Source organism: Nostoc sp. JL34 (genome assembly GCF_017114945.1).
GTDB lineage: Bacteria > Cyanobacteriota > Cyanobacteriia > Cyanobacteriales > Nostocaceae > Nostoc.
Map to the genome: position 1 here is coordinate 1 of NZ_JABXKQ010000104.1, position 26,531 is coordinate 26,531.

Here is a 26,531-nt window from a genome sequence, read left to right on the forward strand (position 1 = left end):
AGGTAGCCGTTCTTGAACCCAATTAAATACCCTTGCTAAGTTAAACTCTTAGTAACTAATTATACTCTCATGAGAGTAATAAAAGAGCGTTAGGTAAGTTCTCACCTTCTCGACTCCAGAGCAGTTCAACAAATTGCGAGAGTGGCGATCGCGGTTGGTAAGTCTGGTAAATCATCTGGTTTTGCCAGTCAATCAACACTAACAGATCATCTTTAGGCTACCGCCGAAACCGATGATTTGACGACTTTACTCCAACTCGCACACCATACTAAACGATATTCCACCTATCCGATTGACGATCTCGCTCCCTGGTACTTTGATAAAGCCTGCTCTTCATACAACCTCAGACACTTATTAAGTCTGGGAGTGAGCAATGCCGTAGCCGATAAAATCACGCTTCAGGTCACAGAAGTAGATTTCTCTGGCACTAATACTTGGTCATTTTAATAATTATGACAAGGAATGCTAGATAATAAGGATAAACGCGAACACCATATAGTTTATCTGTACTATTTTGGTCAAAATTTAGAACCCATTTAACTATTGTTTATTGCAATAACTCAGTAAGTGCTTGGTGAACAACTTAGATGAAACTGGGTAAAACACTGGCTCATAGTCAGCGTTCCAAAAGAAATGCCAGCGATACTTGGTGTCAAAATCAGATGCCCATTCTTCAAAGCTGTAGTCGTAACGTTGCCCATTTCGCCATTGCTTTGCATGAGCAACTATTGTGTCAACTTTCACCCCAAATCTTTCAGCCATTTCATAAGCAGTAAGAAAAGGTAGCTGGGTAAATTCTTCTTCTAGCTCAAATTCTTGATCCACATTAGGTGAATCATTGGCTATTCCATCCTGTAAAGAATTTACAATTTTTTGGGATTTTTGGGTATCAGTTAAAAAAGCTGATACAAAGATAAGACCTAGCCCACTTAAGGCAACTATTTCAGTAAATGTAGTTAAAATTTCTTGAATCATGATTGGTTTGTAGGATTACTGGGTAGATGCAATCGATATATATTCCCAAATGATGCTTTAGTAGGTGTGTTATCTCCAACAAATACGACGTGTTCAGTATTGTACATTTGATTTACTGATACACGTTAACGAGCGCAGTTTTTAATAACCCAAAGTAATGGAATTGGATCGGTTTCTAAATAGGATATCCCAGAATATTCATAAGGATATTTGCTACTCATTTCAGATAAAGCAACTTTAGTGAGCGTTTGCAGTTTAATACCAGCAAGCTCTTTAGAATCCGTACTTAGCTTTAATTCTTTATAGTTATTACTTGGTGTGATATGGAGAATAACTCCATTACAAGCAACTTGCCAATGATTATTGTACGAACGATTTTGGCGAGCATTAGCTTTTTGTTCTCTACTTACTGGGCGAAAAAGTATGCCACGCATTATTACATATTTCTGCCATTTAAATTTTAAACTTGTATTTTTATATTTGTTTTCTCGAATAAAAATTTTTATCTTTGCGGCTGTACCTTTTGGCGAACAATCTGTCCAATCATACTTTAAATAAACGTTTGTTAATTCCGAGGCTGTTTGAGATTTTCTCCCAATGATAATTAAATGCCTGGAGAAAGCTTTCAAAAAATCTCTCAGGATAACTTCTGATGGAATAACAGCAGGTAATTCAACTCTTGTTCCATTTAATAAAGGTTGAAAATTATTGATTAAGTATTTTTCTGCTTCCCCTAAGCCTGACTCATTCCATGCTAGCCAAGCTATTTTCACTGGGAAATCCTTATCAATTTCTTCCAACTGATATTGACGGTGATGATTTTTCCATCGAGATGCTAAATTAGTCGCTTGTCCTACATAGAGGATTCGTAAGGATTCAGGTCTAATATTTAGGAAGCAGAGATGGGCGAGACAGATAATTATTAGAATTAGCCAGCAGTGCTTGTGCAAAAAAGTCAATCACAGACCTACCTTGACGACGACAGGTTTGTACCACTGTTAACAGATGGGCAGTGTGTCTAAACCTGTCCATTGAACGGGAGCCACCACTTACCTTACGTTTCGTCACGGCCAAACGCAGCGATCGCTCGGCCTGATTGTTATCAGGAGGGATTTCAGGATTGTCAAGAAAATACCACCATTGACTTGCTTTATCACGCAAAGAACGTAAAAGGTGGCCAGCTGTAGCTCCTGCTTTGTCAATCCACTGATTAAGTGAGGAGTGCAACTTAGATTTAAATTGGTTGACCCAATCGTTGTAACTGAAGGAGTCAAGGCTCTCAAACCATTGAGCGTAATTGCTAAAGGCTTCATCAATTAAATTAACAAACGTTTCACCGATAGCTTGGTTGTGAAGACCTGGAAGAATAATTAGTTTTTTGAAGTGTCGGCGTAGATGAGCCAAACATTTCTGCTGGGCAAAAGCTGGATAGCCGTTGTAAACGCTAAAATCATCGCTGCTGAGTACCCCTGCATACTCAGTCCCTAAAATTGTTTCTAATTCGGCTCGTGAACGAGTGTCAGCCGCAGTAAACAGGCAGAAATCAGAATTGGCAACTACCCACAACCATTCTTTGACTCCTTTAACTGACCAAGGTGTTTCATCCACATGAACATTCGGTTGTGTCTGCTTTACCCAACTACTCAATTCATTAATACTTGGTTCAATCGCTTGTTGGATTCGTTCATTAGTTGCGACTAACGTTCCAAGCCCAATTTCAACTTGCCCTAATTCCCACAACATTTCTTGCTGTTTTTCATAAGGCATGTGTGCATAATTGTTTACCCATCCTAAGAACGCTTGTAATCTAACTCCTAAATCTTGCCCTGGAACGATATCTGGCGACCATGAGGCTGTTTGTACATTTCCACAACACTCACACACGCAGGTATGGCGTTGATATTCCACAATTTAAATGGGACGTTCTACTAATTGCGCTACAGACTGTTTTTCTATTTTTACTGCCACAGTCGCAAATGCTTTTTGACCGCAGTGAACACAATCTTCTGGACGTAAGATTTCATAACGATCTACTCTGCCAAAACCCTTACGCGTTTTTCCCTGATGCCCTGGTTGCCCGCCTGGTTTTCTTTTGGGATGATTCGATTCTCCGTCCAGGGATGCTTTTTTGTTTTCGCTCTTTTTTAGAATATCCCCAGATGGTGGTTTCGATGAGGTAGAACTATCTAAATCTCGGCTGACTTTTAAACCTTCTACTTCTTGCTGTAGTTCTAAGATTGTTTTCTGTAACTCACATATTCCCTTGCCCTGCTCAATAATTATCTTTACCAGTTCTTCTTTTGATAACTGGTTCAAGCTTTCTCGGTCTAAATCTTGAGGCAGGTTTTGGTTCATATTTGTGATACTCTCCCTCAAGCGTCCCCTTTGTCAATACCCTGCCACCTGAATCCTTACATTGGTTTATTGATATTTGTTGTAGTAAAACAAAAGTTATTTGATTTTAATAACAGCATTTATTTAGCTGGAAAACATACTAATTTTACACTGTTTAACTTCAAAGCAGACGACAAGTGTATAGATTCTTCATGCATAGATGAGGGGGAGAAAAGGAGTTGCCGAGGGCAACTCCTTTTCTCCTCCCTTAAAATGATTATCATTCTTGAGAAAACCTGTCTCTTGTTTTTCTTGGAATAATTTATTCTTTGGAAGTCCCAAATTTCCGCCTTCCGTCTGCTTTAATGGTTTTCTTTCCTTAGCGACAGTTCATAGCTGCCTTCAGCAAGAACTGCCCTCTGCCTTTCTCAATGAGTTATCTCAAAAAGATTAAGGGTAAGTAGTTCGGATTATCCCTCTTCTGTCACTTTCCGGGTATTCTGAATAAAAGAATAAAAAAATAAAACCCTGAAAGGTAAGTAGGGCAATGGATGTAGAATTACAAATCTTGAAACATTTGGCAAGAGATGCTCACCCAACAGTTGCTACCATAGATGAATATTGTGCAGAGTATAAAGACCTGTTTAAAGAAGTAAGAAATTATGAATGCTTCAAATATTTACATCTGGGAATAATGTCACAAATTAAAAGAAAATCATTGCCAGAGATAGCGAAAGTTGTAAGTATAAACTCCGCCCAATCATTACATCATTTTCTAGCCAATTTAAATTGGTCATTAGATAAATTAAAACAACGAAGATTAAATAAACTCAAAAAAGTACTAGATGGAAATGCGATTACAGTAGTAATAGATGAAACAGGAGATAGAAAAAAAGGTAAAAAGACTGATTATGTAGCAAGACAATATCTAGGAAGTGTAGGGAAAATGGATAATGGGATAGTTTCAGTCAATGCTTATGGAGTTTACTCGAATATAACATTTCCTTTAACTGTAAAAGTATTCAAACCGAAAGGGACACTAAAAGCAGAGGATAAATATAAAACTAAAATAGAGTTGGCATCAGAAATTATTGCTGAGTTAATGGAATCAGGCTTTAATATTAAATTAGTACTAGCAGATAGCTTATATGGTGAAAGTAGCCAGTTTATTAGAAAACTAGCTGAATATAAATTAGATTATGTCGTAGCAATAAGAAGTAATCATGGAGTCTGGCTTCCAGCAGAGCAGAGCGTTAGGGCGAATAAGTGGTGTAAATTTAACAGAACATTTAGCAATGAAAAATCAGAAACTAGATACATTAGGGAAATAATTTATGGTAAAAAAAGAGCCATAACTTACTGGGAAATAACTACTGATCCAGAAACCATGCCAGAGAATTCTACTTCTTTTGTGATGACAAATCTTCAAGGTAATCTCAAGAAAATTTTAGGAGATTTATATGGATTAAGAACCTGGGTAGAATATGGTTTCCGACAGTGTAAACAGGAACTAGGTTGGACAGATTATCGTTTCACCAATTTTCAACATATTGAGAGATGGTGGGAAATTATTTTTTGTGTTTACACAATGATTAGTTTAAATTCTCCAGCCTTGTTAGGCTTAAATAAATCTCGTCAAATTGAAACTGAGGTACAAGAAAATAGTGATATTGATTTTTCTAATCATCAACAATGGAACCATGAATGCGGATGGAAGAATACCTTAAATAATCTGCGTCTCATTGCCCAACCACTCTTACTATTTTGGTTGATTTATCCCTGGATACATATTTTCCCAAATTCTAATTTATTGCTGGGATTCAATCAATTAATTAGTGAAATGAATCAATTTAAACCCTGTTATGCTTCTGGATAATTTCACTTAGTTACTACTTGCTAACGCCGGAGAGTGACAGAAGAAGGATAACTACCAACAGTTTTGAAATCATTTTAGTTAAAATGCCCTAATTAAAGTGCCTAGAGTTGGCGCACCTAAAACTGAAGAGGCTAAATTCCCTGGGATATTCCCATCAATTATCCAGCAGTCAATCCCTAAACTAGAAATAGTCAAAAACTCCTCAACTTTCTTCGCCATCCCGCCAGTAACATCTACTGATTTGCTCTTGCCCAAGAAAGGTTTAATCTGAGAATAGTTAGCTTGAGTAATATTGGAAACTACTTGCCCCTCTTGATCATATACACCTGCATAATTCCCAACATTTATTAGTCGAATTTTAAACTTACCTTGAAGATAGAAGTATTTCGCTAGTTCTACAAGCAATGCATCTGTCGAAAAGACAGTACCACCAATAGCGTGATCTAGAACTACATCACCGAAAACTAAAGGAATTAAACCTGCTTTTAGACTACTTTCTATAATACTAAAGTCACTCTTCAATAGTTTTTTGCTATGAGTGATTATCATAGTAATAGGTGGCAAACTTACCACTGGTAAACCTGCCTGTAAAAAATTTTTAGCTAGTAGAGAATTTAAATCCAAAGCATCTTGATGAACTAAGCAGAACCCTAGTTTTTCTTCATCACCTGAAAAACCGTTAATTGTATTATATTTATTCGCTGATTGGTGGGCGAAAGAACCAGCACCGTTACCAATAATCAGTTTCAGATTAGGATTTTCATGTTTGATTAGGCTCACTTGCTCAACCAGTTGTGTTATAACTTCTCTTCGAGGAGTATAAGGTTTATCCTTGTCAGTAATTAAGGAACCTCCTAGCTTCACTAATACTAATTCCATAATCAAATATTAAATGAGGAAAGATAAAAACTTATAAAAACTAATCCTAGACAAAAAAAATCAAAATTGCTAATCCAACGAGAATTCCCCAAGATGGTAACTCGCCTGCTCATTGCTAACATCGCTATGATTATCTGATTCAATTGCCGCATGGTCGTAGCATTTATTTGCGGTAGCAAGCATTGTAAAAGTGATAGGATGTCGAACATGGGCGAATTGTAGCTTTTGACTTGTCGTTGTGGAAGACAATAACTCTACTACATCAGCCCTCTCCCTTTATACTCTTTTTTTGGCACAGGTATTGCCTGATGTGTCGTGTTTGTTCTAAGCGTTTCCTAGAATAGCATCAGATGATCCCCTGAACTCTCTGAATATCCCGTCTTATTCCTGCATTCGCGCCAATTTCTGCAAGTCAAGTTTTGATATGAATAATACTTACCCAGTCACCTCCTTCAGAGCCATTTCCACTAAATCGCTCAGGAACACCAGGCCAAATATTGTTACCATCCAATGCTTGAATCTTGCTAACTGTTAATTTATTGTTATCTAGTTTAAGAATGTAAATTTTACCTCCATCGACTAACCGCCATTTTAAATTTTCTTTTTCCGTAAACAAAATAATATTTGGGGAAAGGGAAATTCCTTTTTGTTGAAATTGCTGACGTAATCCATCAGGAATCATCCCTTTATTTAAATATCCTTGTAAATTAAATTTTTCGCTATCAAATAATGGTTCCTCATTCATAATCCAGTCGCCATGCAATGAGACAGTAAACTGATAGATATTACTTTGGTGAAAGACAGCTTTTTGCGACCAATCATCAGGCGTAATTAATCTAACAGCTTCTGTGTAAGCAGTATTTTCACTTGTCAAAGGTTCAACTTCTGTAATTAGATTGATATTACTATCTAATATATCATTGCCCATTGCCCAACGGATAGATTTTATTTCAGTTTTCGTAACTTGAACTGGCTCAACTTTCATTGGCAATATATAAAATACTTCACCTTTCAATACATTATCCGTATGAGCTAAAACAGATATACTACTCTTATGTAAACTATCAATTCTTACTGGTTTTTGAAACTGAATTACTAGACCTAGTTTAGTAAACAAATTTCTTAAATTCTGAGATTTCAAATTAAATAATTGATCCTCTGGAACATTGTTAGAATTTTCCTGTGTTTCTGCAATAGTAGCTTCTAAAACTTGATCGTGATGCCAACTAGCATTGATTATGCGATTGAATTCTGTTATTGCTTGTGTAGTGGTTTCTTTCTGATTAATAGGTGTTGCAGGATTTTCCTGAGAATTCACTAGTATAGGATTATTATCTTTATTACTTATAGGTGATATAGTGCTTTCTTGACTACCAATCTTTCTTCGGCAATCATAAACTGTTACATTATTAGGATTACCTAAAAATACTGCTAGAGGTGCATAATAATGCGCTATACCATGCGGTGGTTGAGGTTGAGGCTCTAATTTTCCTTCTTTGTTTTTTTGTTTAGGCCATTCTACATTGCCAGTAGCTGTTCGGACAGGAATTAACCAATAATCACCTACTTGATAAAAGTTATTCTGAGTATCTGCTTGAAATTGAATCTCAATTCCATCTTCAAGGAGAAACCATTTATTACTCCCTTCAGATAAACTTACTTTGACTTCTTTAGAGTCCCAACGGCGTAATAGAGGATGCTTTTCTGGAAGCAATGTGTTACTCTTGCTATCCCCTGAGAGAATTACTTGATTCTCAATGCGATCCACTTGCTCAACTTTTAGTAGTTGGCGATCGCTATCTCCAAGTATATAATCATCATTAATGATTTCAACCCAATCACCTGCTGATAAACTAGAATTTTTGTCTTTTCCTAAATGTTCTAGCTTGAATACAAGGACTGAAGAATTTGTCTCAGTAGATGTCACAATAGGAAAAACAATTGAGCTATTTTCGCGTGACCAAACAAATGATAGTTGATTAGTATTAGAAACTCTAAAAATTTCCGCTCGATAAAGATGGTTTTCAGTACCACGAAATTTGGAATTAAACGGAATAACACATGGATCGTTTATTCCTGTAGAAGTAGGCTTTGTAATTCTGGCAATAATTTCGCTTTTTCCAGGCTTCAATAATTCTTTACCTAGCACACTCTGAAAATAGTCACGATCCTTACTAACTTGCTTGGCAACCGTTTCAATATCTTGATTATCTTTTAATTGTTTGAGCTTGACTTGCCAAACTAACTTAGAGCGAATTGCTGTATCTGCTCCCCCTAAAGCAACTTCACGAATATTAATTTTGAAGTCGTCACGATCTTCAATCGGAGTTATATGTCGTTCCCAAACATCAAGATAAGCAAGATATGTTGCTCCATTTAATTGAACTTTACAAGGATCTATAACTTCCGGCGTAAAATCTGGCTGCTGAAGATAAGATACAAATTCCTCATTTTCACAAAGTATACCATCGACATAATAATTGCCTTGGCTAATTAAATAGCTTTGGCATTGGAGCCGTTTTTTTAATTCCTGTTTTTCTTCATCATTCAGGTTATTAATATTATTAATCTGCTCTTCAGTGGCGATAAATTCAAAACCACAATTCTGCTCTGGGCCACCTTGTAGTCCAAATATATCTTTGGCCAAAGTTTGCAGGCGATTTAGTAGAATCGATGTCTGTTCGTTGAAGTCTGCATCTAATTGCACTCTACCTTGTTGCATCAATACTCGAAGGAAGTGCTTGCTTTTGTCGTAGGTATCACGAGTAAAATCGCCTCTAAATTCTCCTTGCATAACAATCCTCTTTAGCTAGCGTAAATAATGCCAATTTCAGTATTAGCGGGTGTATATTCATCTAAATGGATGCGTAGGTTAGCCTCTTTTTGAGGCTGATATAGATTGTGAAAAGCACCCATTTCTGATTCATCATCAGCGCCACGTTTGATTTCTTCAGCGCAGGTTGACGCTAACTGACAATAAGTAGGTGTGCCATAACGTATACTGTTGAATTGAGGTCGTAAGTGATGTCTGATGACAAGCAGGTTTGTATCTAACTGTTCTGTCTCTAGTTCAGTTTCTTGTCTAATCTTTTGCTCCACTAAATCAGGTTGACAATTATACCGACGTGGTGTGCGTGAGTTGGGCATCACGTAGCAGAAACGGATACAACCTTGTTGGCGACGAGCAACGAATATAATGCCGTTAAAAATACTGTTTTCTGCCAAATCAATTGCATGTACTTGCATCTGACCAATGACTGTGCAACGTGCAATAGTCAAACGCACATGGGCTATAGAATAACCTACTGCACCGATCGCTTCACCTTCTATACTGATAGCATCTATAATGCTATCGCTAATATTTATGGGTAAAGGGTCAGTCTCTACCTCATCTTGGTTAATCTGAATGGAGCCAATAATACTGTGTGCGATCGTTACGCACGCATTGATATTAAATAACTCCAAACTTGGCTCGCTAGAACGTCGGGGTTCACAGTCACAATGTAATGACCAACCCGGCACTAATGTAGAATGACGGATAATAATCGCAGCTGGTTTTTGCATAATAGAGGTAGAATAATCTGCAAATTGAGTGGGATTACCTTCTATATGCACTCCGCGACCAGTAATCAATAAACCATCGAGAACAAAGCAACTTCCTGACTCTACTGTGACATTTAAAGCGTCACCCAAAGAAGTTCTCCAATCTAGAATACGTATCACCGGACGCTTGTGGTTAGCTGCACGTAATTGCAGACTTTGGTTTTGTTCCAGTTCAATATTAATTCGTTCTACATAAACGCCACTATCAATAATTTCAATTACAGCATTATGAGGTTTGTCTCGTTGCCACTGTGAGATTGCTTCAGTAATAGTTTGATAATACCCTCGTGAAGTTTGACTGACGCTGTAATGAGCATAATGCTTTCTGATTTGAGATGGAAAAGCTTCTTCTAATAGCAAACGATTACAGTGAATCAGTTCTTTACCTTGGAGATTTTGCTGAACCAAACGTTTAGTTTTGGCACTCAAGGTGATAGATGCAAAACGTTGTTCATCATAAAGGCTTTTACCTAAAAGTAGTTGATTTAGCTCTGGAAGCAAAGCTGCAATTAAAGCTGGTTCGGGAGGAGGATTGGTGTAGGCATCCAAAAGCCTTTGGGTATCACTGGAAAATTGCGATCGCAAAAACTCGGATAATGCAGAAGCATCTTGTTGTGAGCTAAAAATTGCTGGCTCTTGAATATCACCAACATCAAGTAAGAAATGTGCTGTAGAATCTAACAAAGTTCGGTCATATTCGCCACCACCAATATCAGCACTGAAACCATAATGATAAGAAACCCAAACACCATTTTTTGGTAGCTGGCGGATCGGAAAAATCATTCGGCCTAATTCTGGATCAACTGCTATATAGTCTTGCTCTAGTTGATAATTCCAATCGCCCAGATCGGCAATAATAATTTGCTCTGGAGAGATTAGATGCAGTTTTGAGCCAACACCTTTCCAGACTTGCAAACTTTTGGTAAATTCTTCTGGATTTGGGTTTGAATCAAAATAATCGCTTTTGTGAGATTGCAAAACTTGCCGTTGAATGGGAATAGGTAAATTTAATTCGCAATCAATTTGGGTTGCATCTTTTGCTAATTGGGGACGAGTGTAAAGCGGAGTGTCGTTACCCGTAATACTAAATGTGTAGCAGTTAGAGCTAACTTCTTCCAAACAAAAAGCTGGTGTGACAGTCATAGAATAAGCTTTTAATCGCCAAACAAAAATACCAATATTTGGAGTATTATACTTTCCAGGTTGCTCTTGTGAAGAAATATGGTGGATATCTACTGTATGAGCTAATTCATCGAATGGGCTATTTAACTTTGTGATTCCATCCACCTGACGCAGATTTAATGTTGTTGAGGTTGACGAACGCAGGTGATTGATATGCTGTGTTTTGCTAACTAGCCGATCAAATTCTACAACTCGTATCGGCCAGCCAGCTATTTTATCAGCCAGCAATTCCAACAAAGCTAGCGTCCCCTTGCGCCGTCGATAGCGAATAGTATTTGCTACTTCCCGACGAGGATTTAAAATCTTGTTATCTTGCTGTTCTGTACCAGAACTATGAACGCTTTGATAACCAATTAAATCACCAATGTATGGTACTACCCAATCTTGGCAAGTTTCAATAAACCAGTTCTCATAGAGTTGAGTAATATCTGCTTCAACAATATCTACTTGTTCAGCAATGACACGTAATAAATCCCGTAGGGGATAGCTAAGTTCTGCATCACGTATGCGGTAAACGGCTGGCAACAGTTCATAAAGACGGTCTGGGGAATTGCTCATGATTTCAACTCCTTCAGAATTAGTGTATCTGGTACTTTCGGGTTGAGAATAGCTAATTGAGCCGGGAAAAGTTGATTTATTGTTGAATCAAAAACAGCCAAGTTTACAGGAATCCATTGTTTTGGTTGTCCATTTCCACCAGTACTGCCTACTTTTGCCAATTCTTGAAGTTTAGTATTTAAAATGTCTGGACTTTGGGCTTCAGTTTCGGAAACGCTATCTAAAATATCTACATCCACGTAGTCTACGCCAGGTACTTGTTGAATCGTGCTGATAACTCCACTGAGGACAACATTTTCTCCTAGTTCCTGATTTTCAAAGCTAAATTTATCGAATAAAGCAGTGCGAATTTCCTGTGCTACAAATGACCATTGATAATTTGCTAAAATTCGCACATTGGCGCTGATAATTAACAGCATTAGTTCCCGCATATCTATTTGTAGTGACTGATAGGGGTCGCCAAACTGGTATAATGCTTGCACAAAACTGCGATATAAATCTGAATTTCTATCAATATAAATATCATCAGCCCCAGCGATGGTAATGTGCAGAATTTGCTCCGAACCATTTGAAAGACGTTGAGCATTTGATTTGCCAATTCCAGTAAAAGTACGCGCAAAATTGGCATAGTCCTGCACGGAAACTGCACGGTTGAGAGATGTTATGCCAACGGGTGCATTGCGGCGTATTTCATAATCGCTTTCTGGGTCTGCGCCTCCTGTTGCTGCTATGGGGTTGAGTACGCCACTCAAACCTAGAGGTTGCATTGCCAGTTGCGTAATTTTTTCTGCTGCAACATTACCACTTTTGCCAGTGCCAGCGCGGTAGACTGCTTTGACATTTTCAATCCCACTAGGCAACCTAGCTCCATGTTCACCATTGCCAAAGATAATAGTTGTATTGCCATCGCTATCAGTTTGGGTGACATAAGCGCGGTCTGTTGGACTTAACTCAATCAAATTTTCTACTTCTTGCCAACGGACATCATTAACATATACTTCTAAAGTGCTCGCAACACCACTAGGGATAGGTGCTGGTAGATAGCTAAGGGGCGGTAGTGATAGAGTAAATTGTTGATTTGCTTTAGTACCATCACCACTGCCCAGTATTTCAGTATGAGTCTCGCCATGAGTGGCTTTGACTACGTTGCCATAGATAGTAACAGTCTCTCGTTTGTAAGAATAAGCTAAAGGTCTAGCAAATTTCAGGAATGTATGGGGTTTGTCATTGGATAAATTCGCACATATATCTTGTCTCACCCCAGCTAACATAACAACTTCGCTAGCCCAGACACCGTTGACATCAGATATATCACTGCGTTCACCGGAGATAATTAACCAACGTCCAGGTTGGAGATTTTCGTAGAGATTGTCTAGTTCAATTTCCATCTGGTCAGATATATAATTTTGAGCGCTTGGTGCATCTTTCAGGTCAACTGGTTTTTCCACCAAATTCAAATCTTCACTCTTGAGATACACTGTGGTTTTACGCATGACATCTAAAGATATATCCTGTTCTTTTAACCAAGGCTTATCTAAAGTGAGTTGGGTAATTCTTCCTACTATGTTATAGGCAATTTTAGAGATATTTTCAATTTTTATTACTTGATAAATCTCAATTTCATTAACATCTACACGTTCAATTGCTAGGGAACTTCCAGGTGTAATTCCATCATATTGAGCATCTAAGGCTAAGATATTTCGTAATTCTAATGGTAGTGTGCTAGAGGAGCTTGATATTGACTCATTTACATCTGCAATTTGCCATTCCTCATATTTTTCAATTCGCCCTTGCTGGTCAAAAATCGGCTTCAAAGCTACGTCATGTCCGAAAGGTGCAGCTTTGATTCCTAAAAACTCAATTCGGTTTAACTGATTAGCAGAATTAATTTTATTATTGGTTAAAATTTGATATATTGCTGTGTTTGAAGCGGGATTTAAAGTATTATTAATTAACCGAAAATTCATATCAATATTTTCGGGAGAGAAAATCTGTTGTTTTGTCCGCTCAAGTTCTAGAGCATTGGCAGGTTGTAAGGATGGCAGTTTGATTAATTGTTTTATTCTTTCTTCTATTGTATTTTCTGAATTTTTATTAGTTAATTTTTGTGTAATTTTTGGTAGTAATTGTAATGTAATTTTTGTCCGGTTTTCCTCTGCTTGAGGCTCAATAATTTGAATTTTGCGAATGAATTGTTTAGCATCACTAAAGATCAGTAAAAGTGGATCGTTAGGTTTGAGATTCGCATTTATACCATCTAAATAAATCTTATCAATTTCGGTAACGGTTGTTGAATTAACTTGTTGTGGTTGACTCATCCGGGGCTTGAGTTGATTCAACTGGGCATAAGCTTGCAGTTTTTCGGATGTTTCAAAAAATTCCGGCGATTCGTTAGAATCAGGTATACTCTGGCTACTCAAACCAACAGGAATTTCCAAATTGTAACCATCTTCTAGGGTAAAAGCTAAATAAACGCTAGCGCTGACACCGGGACTATGTGCATAGTCTACTAATCGAGCTAATTCTACTAAGGAACGTCGCTCAATCGCAGTACGTAAGTAACCTTCATTGGCTATGCGTTCCTGATAAAATGTTAGAACGTCTGCGACAGTAGCCCAAGCATCTAGTAGAGCTAAAGACGTGTCTTGAGGATCGCGGGTTTTCAGATGTTTGAGTGAGGGAAACTTGCTCTCACCCAGACGCGCTTTCATTGTTTCTAAAAAGCTAGCATGGGTTCCAACTCGATAAGCTAGGGTAGAAAAACCAGGTTGATTTGCTATCGATGTGGGAGTGAGAATTTCGACACCTTCACAGCAACCACAACTGGAGCGATCGCTTGGTTTATAGTTATGACAGTTACAGCTACAACTTAATTTCATCTGCCACCTCGCAAATCGAGTGTAAATTTACCGTTTTCGGGAAAGTTGGGGTTGTTGTCGAGTCGGGCAATTTCCGAAGAACCAATGGGTAAAAAACCTGCTTCAATCTCCTGATTGTCACCTGCAAAAAGACGTTCTAGCTTAGTTATAGAGACGCTTTCAACGCCTGGAACACTATAAGCTTGAGCTACAATCTGACTTAATGCAATTCCTTGCCCAAAAGTCAAGTTATCGGGATGGAAAAAACCACGCCGACCATCAGGTAAAATCCGGTTACTGAAAATATCCAGTAAAGCAGCTTTGACATGACCGCGCAAATAGTCAAATTTGACATCAACTCTCATCGCTATATCTAAACAGACGTATGCTGCTCGTTGAACGATGACATCATGACCAATGCGACGATATTTTTCTAGGTCTGTGGTAATATTTTGCAGTAATTTGCGATCTACCGTTTCTTTGTTGAAGGGATCTACTGTCACCCAGACTTCATACCCACTGCCCGTCCAGCGTAAGGTGGCTGTTGCTTGTTGAACTTTTGTTGGGAAATGTTGCATTACTAATTGTGCGTAGTCATCAGCAGTAATGGCACGCTCTAATTTTTTGTGAGATAGGTGCGGTGCATATAATTTCACCTGAGATAGAGGTTCGGGTGCTGTCCCACCTTGAGCGCTTAAGGGCTGGTGTGGCTGCAATGTCGAACCACTAATTGGTTCATTGTGAAAAACAATATAAGAAATCGCTTCAGCACTAATATTACCTGCAAGTCCATTACCTACCCGGTAAGTTGCTAGAAAGTGAGTATTGGCTGCTGGTTTGATTCCTAATTCACCGTCTCCAAAACGCAAGTGAGCTTGTCCATCGTTGTCCATTTCCACAACAAAATGTTGATCTTCGTTGTTGCTGTCTATGAGGTCGTATTGGGGAGTCCAAGTAGAGTGATTTCCAGTACTCCTAAGTTGGATTTGGGGTAATGCTTGCTGAGGGTCTTGAATTAGGAGACTTTTAGCATCTTGGGTGAGGTTTTTTCTAGACAGAGGTTGACTGAAAATTAAAGGCGTTTTTTGCAAGGTAGGACGGAAGCGATCGCCAACTACTAAAATTTCTCTAGGTTCGCCTTCCTCTTCGCACTCGTGAATTATCTCTTTTCCCGGTACAGTTCCTAAATCTTCCCGTTCAATAGTGCGTCCATGATCGACTAGAATCACATTGCCTCTGGCAACACTAATATCAACTAGCTGACAATCTGGTGGGACTATTGCCGAAATACAAAGGGGAAATGGTAATGCGTCTTCTTCTGCCCATTCGATTTCTACAATTGGCTGATTGTAAAGTTCGTCTATACTTGCCTTGACATTTGTCAAGCGTACAGCATGGCGATGCTTCATATCTGCATCTTCTGGGATACCTGTTTTCGGACTTCTAATTTCTTCAAAAATTAGGATGTCACCAATTTTTAGATGCAATTTTCGCTGATGTTCAAGTAGGGAAGAGGAATTTGCCCACTCTGGCTGTGTGGGATGTATAAATTCATCCACTAATGTCGCGGTTGTGGAACCACGATCAAGATAGCATGAACCATCGCCCCAAGTATAAAATAGGATTTTGTTATGAGCGCTGTAGAGATGAATCGGTAAGGGCGTTAGCGGTTCAAAAACTTCATAACTGTTATGAGGAACATCATCTAGGTGGCGAATATCTTCTAAGATAGTGCCAAAGGGAGGCGCGTTTTTATAATTAGTAATAAAGTAGAAATTTTTTGTTTCCAGGGAAATATCAATACTTGTCTCCAGCCACAACCAAGTACGTGCATTACAACCTTCATGCATGGGATAATCGATCAGACGGGCATGACGGCGAACAGAAATCCGTTGGCGGGCAGTTTCTAGATAAGCTTCTGTGGCTACAGCGTCCTGATAGTAGCTGAGATAATCGCCAACATAAGCGAGGATTTCCACTAAAGTAATTCCTAAATCGGGAACATGACGTTCTTCCCAATCCGGCATCACTAGGGAGAGGCGGTCTAAAATCAACTGGCGAAAACTAGCATAATCTTTAGCCAAATAGTTGATAGCTGGTTCAACTAGTTGTGTTGGCGGACAAGTTTGCTGTTGCAAGCAATCCATGTCAGTGTTACAGATCCCATCTCGGAATTTAAATTCTACTTGGGAGTAGCGCGGGTCAAAATTGGGATATGGTTGATCTGTGGGTTTGCCCTGTTCATCTAATGACACCAAGCGCAAAGTATACACAGAGAAATCGCCAGTTTGGTCAAGATTAACTGTTAAGTAACTCTCACAATTTTGAGGACTTTCTACCTGTAAATTAGTCACATGAAGATGGCGGATGCGCTGGCCGCCTTCAATCAAGAGATTCTCTTTTTTCAGGTTTCCTGGTACCGAACCTAAAAAGTAGACATATAGCGATGCTCCTTCGGAGCCGCTACGCGATCGCAAATCATCGCTAACTTCTACATAATCTAGCCCGTTTTTTCTTTGCCTACGGATTTCTTGGCGGCGCTGTTCGTTTTGGAAAGTAAGGGTGTGGCTGTTCATGGTATGGTCGTCCTAAAAGTAGCTGTTTGTGTCTCCCCAGAACTTTGCACCAAATACTCCACCACTATGTAAAGACTGGAATCAATGCTTGTTACTTCCAAAGTTTGTAGATCGATTAAATCGCCCAACCATTGCTCAATAGATGCTTGAATAGTAATTTCCATAGCTTTTGCTAGTTCCGGGCTATTGGGTGCAAAAATTAAAGACAATACACCACTGCCGAAATCTGGGCGGTTGACTCGTTCGCCGGGAGTAGTAAACAGTAGTTGTTCAATTAAGTCGCGGATGTGTTGATTTTCATCGCTGGTGCTGGCGGTGTGATAGTTTCTATCAAAATGGAAGGGAAAATCGATGTTGATGACATTCCTTTGCCTGGGCAGATTTACGAGATATTCTGGCATTAAGTTACTTCCAAATCAAAGTTGTTAATCGATACCTTATTACCATTCAGATTCACAGTGGCATTGTTTCCATTGTTGATTTCAATTCCCGAATTATTCATCACTATTGTCATAGTTTGTTTCCCGATTTTGGCTTCAATAGTTATGCTTTGCTTACCTTGTTTATCATTGATTTCAATCTTGCCAATATCGGTTTTAAGTACCTTGGTTTCTGGGTCATAAGGATTAGCGGGTACTATGTTTGGAACCTTTTCATCTGCCCAAAAGCAGCCACTCCAAATTGGGTAGTCTGGATCTCCGTTTTCAAACTCAATCCACACTAAAGCACCTTTGGGTGGAATGAGGAATAACCCAACTCCTTGCCCAGCATAGGGAACGCAAGGTAATGCCCAACCGCTAGGATCGTTGCCAAAAATTTCTTCCACTTTTGCTTGCACGCGACCAATCTTCCACGGGTCGTTATTATCAGATACTACGCCTCGGTATTTGCCGTAAAAAGAAGGTCTTTGTTGATTTATACTTCCATAAGTATCAAGTTTTGATTGGTTCATACTTTTAACATCTGAATTGTTGCACCTTGTCCCTCACGTTTCAAGGTAAAACTTTGTTTATATTCGCCACGCTTGATACGATGTGTTACCTGTTTGACGTAGTAATAACCGCCGTAAGTTTTTCCCACACCCCTCACTCCCACCAATTGACGCACTTCTAAGACATAACCATAGCGAACAGTATCTACTTCCCCACTAGCAGTTACGGTATTTTCCTGCGAACGGCTAGCCAATAATTCGGTTTCCTTTTGAGCGAGGATTTTTTCGAGTTTATTGGTGGAACGTAGCACTTCTGTTCGTAATGATTTAGCAGGCTTGTTAGCTAAAGCTTGACCGGGCGATTTAGGAACCTGAATCGAAATTGATGTTCCACTTTTTTCATCACTAATTGATGCTTGAGGTTTAATAGATTCTAGAGCATTAAAATTGAAACTTATAGATGAATTTACATTGGTAAACGCCCCCATATTCATTGATAATGCTGGTTGATAAGGAGTAACTTTCTTTTTTTCCTCACCCCAATAAGCAATATTTTTACCAGGAGTTTTATCGGGCTTGATTTCAAAAATAAAACTATTACGTAGAGCTAGTTTCTGAATAAACTGTAAGTCTGTACTTTGCTGAGTGGTAATTTGTTCTTCTTTTTTGGGTGAAAAATCTCTAGTAGTATCTTGTACATCTAATGTCAGCCCATATCTAACTTTATATTTTTGTAAAATTTGCTTAACAATTTGAGAATCAGATAAGTTTAGGTAAGTTTCATTTTTATCTTCCAGATCGAGCATAAGACTAATATCTTCACCAGTAACTATTAGCCTTGATTCCCCTGGTTGATTACTCGGTGCAATTTGATGATCGGTAATAATGCCGTCAATTAATATAGGGTTTTGAAGACTACGGCTTACACCGACTTTTACATTAACTACGATTTGAATAACAACTCGATTGGGAGGATTCAAAATATCTTTTTGAAGTAACCAATAATCTGAAAAGTTTTTTAATTCTTTACTAAGACTAAAGGTCATTTGAAAACCACTGCGATCGCGGTCTTGCTGAGTCACTTCTAAGTCTATTAGCGCGTCTATTACTTCATAAGGCGCAGGTGTCGGTATGGTGCTACCAATCATGAGTTTTAGGCGAATATCTGAGTCAGGCATAAGTTAATCTTTTTAGATCAGGGGAATACGTAGTCGCCGACCAATTTGGGCAGTCAATTCATCAGGGTGCATAGCGTTGTTAGCATCGCATAGATGCCAAAAAACTTCCGGGTCATGAAGATAATTTGCAGTGATATTATCTAGGCGATCGCCTTCGCTGACTTGATGTTCTTGAAAAATTTCAAACCTCTGTGATGACGGTAAAAATCTCCGCGTGAGATAACTGATAGTTTGATTTGATGTTGTTTGCCACTTGGCAATTTTTATATTGTAGTAACGACTGTTTTCAGTTAACATTTTACTCTTTTTTATTTTACAACTAAAAACCTATATTTACCGAGATATTTTTGAGAAACTTACAGATGAAATAATTCATGATTAAAGATAGCCAAGTTTATAAGAAAGAAGCAACTGTCTTGATAACAGTCGCAGCCGTGTTTACCTTAGCTAGAAGCTCTTTTTGCTTGTGATAGACTCTGAACAAGCTGTTGCCTTTATGATCAAATCTCAAATCATTTGTGCTTAATACTTGCATACCTAAACTGACTTTGGCACGAATGGGATTTAGTTTAGAATCGAATGCTTCTTCGGTAATGCTGAACTCAGAGAGGCGTACTGGCATTACACGATTTAAGCTCCATATAAATACACTTAAATCCGCCTCATTTGGTAAGATTTCTAAAACACCTGTGCGGGCGAGTTGATTGTTTGTCTGAATTTGGCTGCTTTTAGGATAGATTAGGGTTTCTAGGGCTGCTAATTGAGGGTATATGCCAAATAACACTGTATCTGGATTTTTTGCAGGAAACTCCAGTTGATCTGTGGCATCAATTTCCGCCTCTAGTTGAATTGTCTCTAGTGGTGGTGCAACCAAACGCAAGGCTTCTAAGCGATCGCTTCCTTCAGAACCCGCACCCCGAACCTGTAAAGTGCGTCTGAGTGTTTCAGGATTGTATTGCAGTATAATCAATCCTTTGGGCAAAAAACTAACAGCATCAAGGACAGCGATCGTTGCTTTTAATAACTTTGGCGCACCGGGAAAGTGGGACATAAAATTATTCCTAAATCATTTGTGCTTTTTGGTACTAATTTTAAGAAAGGCAAACTTTAAAAGAGTGCGATCGCATAGTCAATAAGAGTACAAAAAATTGTGTCTCTACAAATTTTTATCAAGTACCTTTTGTTGTCATATTTGTAGTAGTAAAGTATCCCGTACCAGGATACAAAGGAATGGGGTCTGGTATTGCTGGTGTTACTGGTGTTGGCGGTATTTGAGCTGGCACGATAACTTGAAATCTCGCTATGAAGGTAGTACCTTTGAGCAATACTGCTTTTCGGGTAGATTTAACTTTTCTAGCTTTTTGATTGATGGCTAAGGATTGAATGGAAAGTGTTCCTGTACCAGGGGTGATATTTGGCGGACTTATGTAAGAACAACCAGGTACAATAACTTTTTTCTCGTCACCAACAACGCAAATATTTTTTTTGTTAACTGTTGGTATGCCAGTACCTTTTAAGATGAAAGGACGCACTACAACTATTGCTTTGCCAAAGATGGGGTTGAATATGGCTTGATCGCCTGTGATGAGAATAAAGTCTAACATCTGTTTTTTGGTGAGCAAATAAAAGATTAGTTTGCTATTTGGTGATCGCACGCTCATCAACCTTCATACATTGGCGATCGCATTACTTTTAAGACTGTTGCTACAAGATTAGTGATCGCACTTGTCAGATGAGGCGATCGCCCGTTCATCAACCTTCATACATGAGCGATCGCTTTAAAGTCAGGTTGAACCAGCAAATAATACTGCGAGCGCACGTTCTTCAACTTTCATACATGAGCGATCGCTTTGAGGTCAGTTTGAATGAGTAAATAATGACGCGCTCATCAACATTTATACATGAGCGATCGCTTGACTTTTAAGGCTGTAGCTACAAGAAAGGCATTTAGTTAAAGTAAACCGTAATGTTTCGGGAAAATTTGAATTTTGAGTTGTTGGGTTTCATGTTTCAACCCAACCTATGGGCGATCACACTAAAACCCGCTTATCATACTGCCAACCTACACAAGCTAGTTGATAGTGGTTGTTTTCATTCTTAAAGCAAGAAATTCATATCCGTACACTTTTCAGCGAGATCACGGATACGCTTTAGTTTGTCTTGAGAGGGTCGGGAATTAGGATCATCTGTCTCATATGAGTATTCGTGGAACTCTTGGGAATATTTCGGGTCTTCATTAGCCTGCTTAACCATTTCCCACACATTTAACGCATATCTCACCCAGTTATCAGGTGTACCTGGTATAGACAAGTTGCGTAGCTCGAAGATAGGAGCATCTTTCTCCGTTAAGCCTCCCCAAGTTGTAACCCTGTCCCTTCTAGAGCCAAGGCTTCCCATAGATTCGATCAAGTGATGTGTTCCTTCGCGGAGTAAGTCCGTCTCACGCATACTGGCTAGCCAGTGTCCACGGCTAACACCAATTTTTTCACCCTTTTTATCAGGATTTATCAAAAAGTCATCATCATAGGAGAAAGACTGATTAATGATAGCCTTAGTTGGATCTGAACCTTTCTCACTAGGAGCACCAGCCAGTACAATAACGAGCCAGTCTTCGAGATTGTTTAGAAAATAATTTAGTTCTTGTTGAGGTAAGCTAGAAAACATAGTAGTAAAATCAGTGCGAGCCATGATTCTAAATAGTCCTTTAGTGATTGGCCTCTTTTCATAACCGCCACCACTGATCAAGTAGTCACTCAAAAGTGTCAGAAATCCTACTAGTTCGTAGCTAGGTGGGTTGTTCATTGTCTTCTGAGCAACATACGCTGATCGTGCACCCCGAAGACGGGGTGCGCGATAATATTTATCATTTGTTGTATCCTCCATAAGTGCGTAGAGCCTTGACAAGCTCTCAAGTGGCACACCTACTGAGGCTTGTACATGAGCTTGGAAATTGTTGGGTTGGATCAAGTACTGTCCGTTTGCAATCGGGATGTTACCCTGACCTTGCTGTTGCTGGAGTCTTTGAGCCAACGCGACCATATCCGTCATGCTCTGCGTTAATTCTTCTTCAGTATTGTAGCCCGGTGGGTCTGTTACAAACTCAATGCATGACCTCTCAGTACCTTTGTCTTCACCTTGGAGCGAAAACTTGTGACCCTGTTGAATCACTTCTTTCTTAGGGATGCGCTCACCATTTTGGTTGGTCACCTCGTAGTCAGTAATCTCGAATTCAAATCCTACTGCTCGTTGAATCACCTCTTTGGTCGAAGCGACATCAGTTAAACCACTCTGCTGAATTGTATGAGCCAACTCGTGAGCCACCAACTCATCCCCTTTGCGACTACCAGGGTTATATTCCCCCTGCCTAAAGAACACATCCCGACCTGTGGTAAAAGCACGCGCACCAATTGATCGATTTAACTGGTTAGACTGAGCATCTGTGTGAATCTTTACTTTACTGAAATCAGCCCCAAATCCTTGTTCCATTCGTTTCCGGACATTATTTTCCATCGGTCGTCCGCCTCCTCTTGTTCGGTTGATGGACGCTTCCAGGTCTGGCGTAGCAGTCATCCCACCATTACTAGACCTACGCTGTAATATTGGCAACCTCATCAGTCTTGCTTTATTATCTTTTGTCTCCATCTCCTCTCGCTGAACAGTTTCATCTTCACCTGACCGCACAGACGCAGATGCATTTATTCGCTGCACCACCTGCGCCGCTACCCGATCCGCTTCCTGTTCATATTTATCCCCCACTGCCCCAATTGTCAGCTTCGCCATAATCTGCTGTGGTTTTGTTGTGCTGATAGGCACTCGGCTAAAGTCTTTATATAAAGCTGAATTACTTAATGGCTGTGCTTCTTTATCTTCTTTTGATTGCACCTCTGCATCCAAAACCGAACGAACGGCTGCACGCTGTAAAATTCCACTTCCTTGGGATTTCTCACTATTTCGCTCCTGATTAGTTTGGGCAATTCTTTTAGTAGTCATGGTTTCATTCCTCTATATATTTCTTGTGCAATTTGTCGCCCCATTTGGCTGGGGTTTGTTCCAGGCTTTACTTGAATTGCACCACCAGGCACTACCCCACCTGAAAGTAAGTTGTCTGGTAAACCTTCATTAGCCAGCAATCTCGCCAATTCACTCTCCACCTCTGCTTGCAACAACCGCGCCTGGCTAGGAGAAATCGGCATTCCCTCTAAAATCAGTTTCTCTATATCAATGTTGATATTCATCCCCTTACCCCCGTAGGTGCTAAAACCCGAAAATCTGCCTCATTCACTGGTCGATCCAACTTGCGAAACTCAGCCCGCGCTGCCGCTAACACCAACTGCATCGTCACAGATGTACCAGCCCCAGCAGCCAAAAACGCCGCATTTAAAGCAATATTGTGGATACTGCCCGCCGTCATATTCAAACGTGCCAAACGGTTAAAATCTAAATCTTGTATTGGTGTCTCTGGTGGAAACACCTTTTGCCACATCACCTGACGTTCAGCCACACCCGGAAAGGGAAAATTCACAATAAACCGCAAGCGACGCATAAAGGCATGATCTAACGAACTCTTGAGATTGGTTGCTAGAATAGCTAAACCGCGATAAGCCTCCAATCGCTGCAACAGGTAATTCACCTCAATATTGGCGTAGCGGTCATGGCTATCCTTCACCTCAGAACGCTTGCCAAATAAAGCATCCGCTTCATCAAAAAACAGAATCGCCCCGCCATCTTCCGCCGCGTCAAACAAACGCCGCAGATTTTTCTCTGTTTCTCCAATATATTTGTTGACCACAGATGAAAGGTCAATCCGGTAAAGATTTAGCTGTAAATCATTGGCTATCACCTCTGCCGCCATCGTCTTCCCTGTGCCGCTTTCTCCCGCAAACAAGGCACTGATTCCCATACCCCGATTCATGCGGTTGTGAAAACCCCATTGTTGATAAACTAGGCTGCGCTGCCTAATTTGGTCAGCAATTTGATGCAGCAAGTTTGTCTCTTCTGCTGGTAGGACAATATTATCCCAAGTCGCTTTCGGGTCGAGGCGTTGAGCTAAAGTATCTAACTGCGGACGAGTATTAGCAAGACAAACCGACCAAAGCTTACCACGCAAGGTTTTTCTCCAAGCCGATTCGTTGAACCTCTCCCCCAACCCCTCTCCTACAAGGAGAGGGGAGTCCTCCTCTTCCTCCCCCCTTCCCTGCGAGGGAAGGGGGGCTGGGGGGGTTAGGTCTTCTTCCTGCGACGGCATTTCCCCCAACACTTGCTGGGCAATCTGCTCAATCTTGACTAAATTTAGGTTAAACTGAGTCGCCAGAACCTGCGGACTAGTATCTGCTACTCCTCCTAATGCCTCAGTCCAAGTTGCTTTTTGTTCCCTGAGTGTTGGCTTTTCAACATCTACGACAATTGTCGGCAGACCCAATTGCCTAACTTCACGAGTGCTAAGGAAAAGTAGACCACCACTGCGGGTAAGAAACCGATGCAAGGGAAGTGCTTGTCCTTCTGTAGTCGGTTTAGTGTCAATTTCTTGGGCATCTAAATACAGCGCCAGCGGCAATAACAAGCTTTCCCGATGCCACAAACGAGCAATTGTCTCTAATTCTCCCGCCTGAGTGGGCAATAATTCCACTGACAAACGATAGATATATTTATCTAGTTGGGCTGCTACATGTTGGGCTATTAGTTGCTTGCTGAGGGAATCTGCCCCGACTAGCTGAATAATTGGTAAACGTTGTTCTCTGTGCGCTTGGTGCAGTTGCTGAATAATTGTTTTGACAACAGCGTTTTGAGATGGGGGTAATTTTACATTCCATTCAGCTGTTTCCATCGGCATCAGTAATGCCACCAAGCGATCGTCTAAAGAATTTAATCCTTTAACATAATTTAATATACGTTCATCTACCCGTAAACCACTCGTAGTCAGCGGTTGAACTCCTGACTGATGAATTTCAATTAATCGCCAGTAACGCAAAGGTCGTTCCCAACAAAGAGCATCCCAAGTAGGTTCATCGAATAATGATAAAGCTAAGGCAAAGGTAGGATAAGGCTGGTGAGAATTATCTGAAGCTTTGGCGCAAAGACGCGCTATACCTGGATCTAATTCCATTGCAATGCATAACAGTAAGACCTGTTGTTCAAAGTCAGATAAATCTAACTTTTGGCTTAATAGAACTAGTGCTGTGGATGGATTCATCCCTTCCACTATTGCCATTTCTGTGACTTTAGGCTTTTCAATATCAGGTAACTGTGCAAACTCAGACAAACGCCAGCGTAGCCAAGCCAGTTCATTTGCTAGGTATTCTTCATTGTTTGCTCTCCAAGAATCGAGGTTGTTCATAAAATCACCACCTTCTGGTTCTGGTCGAAAACAGGCGGTGTCACTGTGCGATCCACCAGCAAACTATCTACTCCATCAATCCGCACTCGTACAAAATACTCACCCGGTGTAACACCTGCAATCCGAAACTCCAGCCTATCTGTTTGATTTGGATGTGGTTGAGCTAGAACTTCGCGATCGCCTAACAATAACGCCACCCTTTGTCTTGGTCGCACTTGGGGGCTTAAAATCAGAGTGAGGGTTACTTCGCCATTAGCATCTACTATTGCCTGTCGTGGTATAACATCTAAGATTTTTGGTGCTAAGGCAAAAGATAATTCATTGGTAGTCCGACTTGGTTCGCCAGTTCGCGTTACTTTGGCTACCACGGTATATAAACCCGCCGCCCAGTTTACAGGCTCATCAGGTAATTGGACTCTAATCTCTGTTGCCGTCTTCTCTGCTAAAGGTGGCAATTCCAGAGAAATTTCTAAACGAATATTTGTAAAAGATATAACTACATTTTCCGCATCTAAGTGAAAACCATTAAGAATCAGAATATCGCCTAATCTGGCGCTAGCTTGCTGGTTAGGTAATTGCAGAGAAACCAGTGTGGGTAAGGGTGAGGATAGGTTTGATTGCAGAATTGGGCCGCGATCGCTAGACTGACGTTTAATAATTGGTAGCGGAGTTTTTGCAGGCAAGCTACTCTCAATCAGCACTACTGACACCTCATAAGCAGCTGAAACTCGATAGGGTACTTGAAAAGTTGACCAGAGATTAAACACCTCTTCCACAGATAGCGGTTGATAATCAATTCGCAACTGTTCTTCTTGTAAGTCAAGGTCGTACTCAGTCGGATCGGTAGTGGGCAAAGCTGCCCTAATATCCGCAGAAGTAATCATAGGATGGTCATTAAAAACACTCATCGCCACACCCAACAACCGATGACTAGTAGGTTCTGGGAAGTCATCATTTTGAGCGTAAGCAGTCAGTAGGTAGTATAGGTTCAACGGCAAAAGCTGCTGTCCTGTTTCACCCGGCTTCACTTGAGAAGGAATATCCATATTCCGCCAAGCTGGGTTTATTTGAGTATCGTAGAGAAATAAATTAACTTGATCGCCACTACTACCAGTATTATCTCGTACCTTATCCAATGGTCGTGTCGTCACACTAATTCCCCCCGAACTCTCAACATCAAACCTTTGCTGGAGCAAGTGACGCAATGTAATTGTGACAGCCGCAATAGCTAAAGCGTTGCTCATCGC

The 26,531-nt window shown here is 40.0% G+C and carries 21 protein-coding genes and 2 pseudogenes; 3 read left to right on the top strand and 20 right to left on the bottom strand.

Annotation, left to right across the window (positions count from 1 at the left end):
* Positions 1-67: 67 nt before the first annotated feature.
* Positions 68-196 (bottom strand): hypothetical protein, encoded by a 129-nt coding sequence (locus tag HWQ44_RS18560; protein WP_292721410.1) that lies wholly within the window; start codon positions 194-196, stop codon positions 68-70.
* A 41-nt stretch (positions 197-237) separates the two neighbouring features.
* On the opposite strand from HWQ44_RS18560, the gene HWQ44_RS18565 reads away from it, so the two are divergent.
* Complete coding sequence (locus HWQ44_RS18565) at positions 238-447, top strand: hypothetical protein (protein WP_292721412.1); 210 nt, start codon at positions 238-240, stop codon at positions 445-447.
* A 93-nt stretch (positions 448-540) separates the two neighbouring features.
* Here the strand turns inward: HWQ44_RS18565 and HWQ44_RS18570 are convergent, their stop codons facing one another.
* The 3 genes and pseudogenes from HWQ44_RS18570 to HWQ44_RS18580 all read right to left on the bottom strand — a co-directional run bounded on the left by HWQ44_RS18570 (position 541) and on the right by HWQ44_RS18580 (position 3,330).
* Positions 541-975: a hypothetical protein gene (locus tag HWQ44_RS18570; RefSeq protein WP_292721414.1), complete on the bottom strand. Its 435-nt coding sequence runs from the start codon at positions 973-975 to the stop codon at positions 541-543.
* Between the two features lie 125 nt (positions 976-1,100).
* Positions 1,101-1,775, bottom strand: a complete 675-nt coding sequence (locus HWQ44_RS18575) for a GIY-YIG nuclease family protein (protein ID WP_292721417.1) — start codon at positions 1,773-1,775, stop codon at positions 1,101-1,103.
* An 82-nt stretch (positions 1,776-1,857) separates the two neighbouring features.
* A pseudogene (locus tag HWQ44_RS18580) lies at positions 1,858-3,330 on the bottom strand (IS66 family transposase).
* Between the two features lie 526 nt (positions 3,331-3,856).
* On the opposite strand from HWQ44_RS18580, the gene HWQ44_RS18585 reads away from it, so the two are divergent.
* Complete coding sequence (locus HWQ44_RS18585; RefSeq protein WP_292721419.1) at positions 3,857-5,185, top strand: IS701 family transposase; 1,329 nt, start codon at positions 3,857-3,859, stop codon at positions 5,183-5,185.
* 78 nt (positions 5,186-5,263) lie between these two features.
* Here HWQ44_RS18585 and HWQ44_RS18590 read toward each other — a convergent pair whose 3' ends face one another.
* From HWQ44_RS18590 to HWQ44_RS18645, 12 genes and pseudogenes are all read right to left on the bottom strand, one after another.
* Entirely contained in the window at positions 5,264-6,064 is an 801-nt protein-coding gene (locus tag HWQ44_RS18590; protein WP_292721422.1) for an isopentenyl phosphate kinase, read from the bottom strand.
* 74 nt (positions 6,065-6,138) lie between these two features.
* A pseudogene (locus HWQ44_RS18595) lies at positions 6,139-6,273 on the bottom strand (IS4 family transposase); the annotation flags it as partial.
* 203 nt (positions 6,274-6,476) lie between these two features.
* Positions 6,477-8,858, bottom strand: a complete 2,382-nt coding sequence (locus HWQ44_RS18600; RefSeq protein ID WP_292721425.1) for a DUF6519 domain-containing protein — start codon at positions 8,856-8,858, stop codon at positions 6,477-6,479.
* Positions 8,859-8,869: 11 nt separating this feature from the next.
* Positions 8,870-11,407, bottom strand: a complete 2,538-nt coding sequence (locus HWQ44_RS18605) for a hypothetical protein (protein WP_292721429.1) — start codon at positions 11,405-11,407, stop codon at positions 8,870-8,872.
* Positions 11,404-14,286, bottom strand: a complete 2,883-nt coding sequence (locus tag HWQ44_RS18610; RefSeq protein ID WP_292721432.1) for a putative baseplate assembly protein — start codon at positions 14,284-14,286, stop codon at positions 11,404-11,406. Before HWQ44_RS18610 ends, HWQ44_RS18605 begins: the two co-directional genes overlap by 4 nt.
* The gene (locus tag HWQ44_RS18615) at positions 14,283-16,841 is read right to left on the bottom strand and encodes a putative baseplate assembly protein (RefSeq protein ID WP_292721434.1); all 2,559 of its coding nucleotides are present in this window, start codon (positions 16,839-16,841) and stop codon (positions 14,283-14,285) included. The genes HWQ44_RS18610 and HWQ44_RS18615 overlap by 4 nt, the downstream gene beginning before the upstream one ends.
* Positions 16,838-17,242, bottom strand: coding sequence for a GPW/gp25 family protein (locus HWQ44_RS18620; protein ID WP_292721437.1), 405 nt, complete (start codon positions 17,240-17,242; stop codon positions 16,838-16,840). Before HWQ44_RS18620 ends, HWQ44_RS18615 begins: the two co-directional genes overlap by 4 nt.
* Positions 17,242-17,793 carry a phage baseplate assembly protein V gene (locus HWQ44_RS18625; protein WP_292721439.1) on the bottom strand — a complete coding sequence of 184 codons (552 nt, stop codon included), beginning with the start codon at positions 17,791-17,793 and terminating at the stop codon, positions 17,242-17,244. The genes HWQ44_RS18620 and HWQ44_RS18625 overlap by 1 nt, the downstream gene beginning before the upstream one ends.
* On the bottom strand, positions 17,790-18,950 hold the full coding sequence (locus HWQ44_RS18630; RefSeq protein ID WP_292721442.1) for a hypothetical protein: 1,161 nt from the start codon (positions 18,948-18,950) through the stop codon (positions 17,790-17,792). Before HWQ44_RS18630 ends, HWQ44_RS18625 begins: the two co-directional genes overlap by 4 nt.
* A 12-nt stretch (positions 18,951-18,962) precedes the next feature.
* Positions 18,963-19,247 (bottom strand): LysM domain-containing protein, encoded by a 285-nt coding sequence (locus HWQ44_RS18635; RefSeq protein WP_292721445.1) that lies wholly within the window; start codon positions 19,245-19,247, stop codon positions 18,963-18,965.
* A gap of 97 nt (positions 19,248-19,344) precedes the next feature.
* Positions 19,345-20,001 carry a hypothetical protein gene (locus HWQ44_RS18640; RefSeq protein ID WP_292721448.1) on the bottom strand — a complete coding sequence of 219 codons (657 nt, stop codon included), beginning with the start codon at positions 19,999-20,001 and terminating at the stop codon, positions 19,345-19,347.
* Between the two features lie 118 nt (positions 20,002-20,119).
* Positions 20,120-20,554 carry a hypothetical protein gene (locus HWQ44_RS18645; RefSeq protein WP_292721451.1) on the bottom strand — a complete coding sequence of 145 codons (435 nt, stop codon included), beginning with the start codon at positions 20,552-20,554 and terminating at the stop codon, positions 20,120-20,122.
* A gap of 128 nt (positions 20,555-20,682) precedes the next feature.
* Between HWQ44_RS18645 and HWQ44_RS18650 the strand changes: the two genes are divergently transcribed.
* Complete coding sequence (locus HWQ44_RS18650) at positions 20,683-20,823, top strand: hypothetical protein (RefSeq protein ID WP_292721454.1); 141 nt, start codon at positions 20,683-20,685, stop codon at positions 20,821-20,823.
* Positions 20,824-21,047: 224 nt separating this feature from the next.
* On the opposite strand, the gene HWQ44_RS18655 is transcribed toward HWQ44_RS18650, so the two are convergent.
* From HWQ44_RS18655 to HWQ44_RS18670, 4 genes are read right to left on the bottom strand one after another with little or no spacing between them, the layout of a single operon-like run.
* The gene (locus tag HWQ44_RS18655) at positions 21,048-22,940 is read right to left on the bottom strand and encodes a DUF4157 domain-containing protein (RefSeq protein WP_292721457.1); all 1,893 of its coding nucleotides are present in this window, start codon (positions 22,938-22,940) and stop codon (positions 21,048-21,050) included.
* Complete coding sequence (locus HWQ44_RS18660; RefSeq protein WP_292721461.1) at positions 22,937-23,185, bottom strand: hypothetical protein; 249 nt, start codon at positions 23,183-23,185, stop codon at positions 22,937-22,939. The genes HWQ44_RS18655 and HWQ44_RS18660 overlap by 4 nt, the downstream gene beginning before the upstream one ends.
* The gene (locus HWQ44_RS18665; protein WP_292721464.1) at positions 23,182-25,284 is read right to left on the bottom strand and encodes an ATP-binding protein; all 2,103 of its coding nucleotides are present in this window, start codon (positions 25,282-25,284) and stop codon (positions 23,182-23,184) included. Before HWQ44_RS18665 ends, HWQ44_RS18660 begins: the two co-directional genes overlap by 4 nt.
* Positions 25,281-26,528, bottom strand: a complete 1,248-nt coding sequence (locus HWQ44_RS18670; protein WP_292721466.1) for a DUF4255 domain-containing protein — start codon at positions 26,526-26,528, stop codon at positions 25,281-25,283. The genes HWQ44_RS18665 and HWQ44_RS18670 overlap by 4 nt, the downstream gene beginning before the upstream one ends.
* Positions 26,529-26,531: the final 3 nt, after the last annotated feature.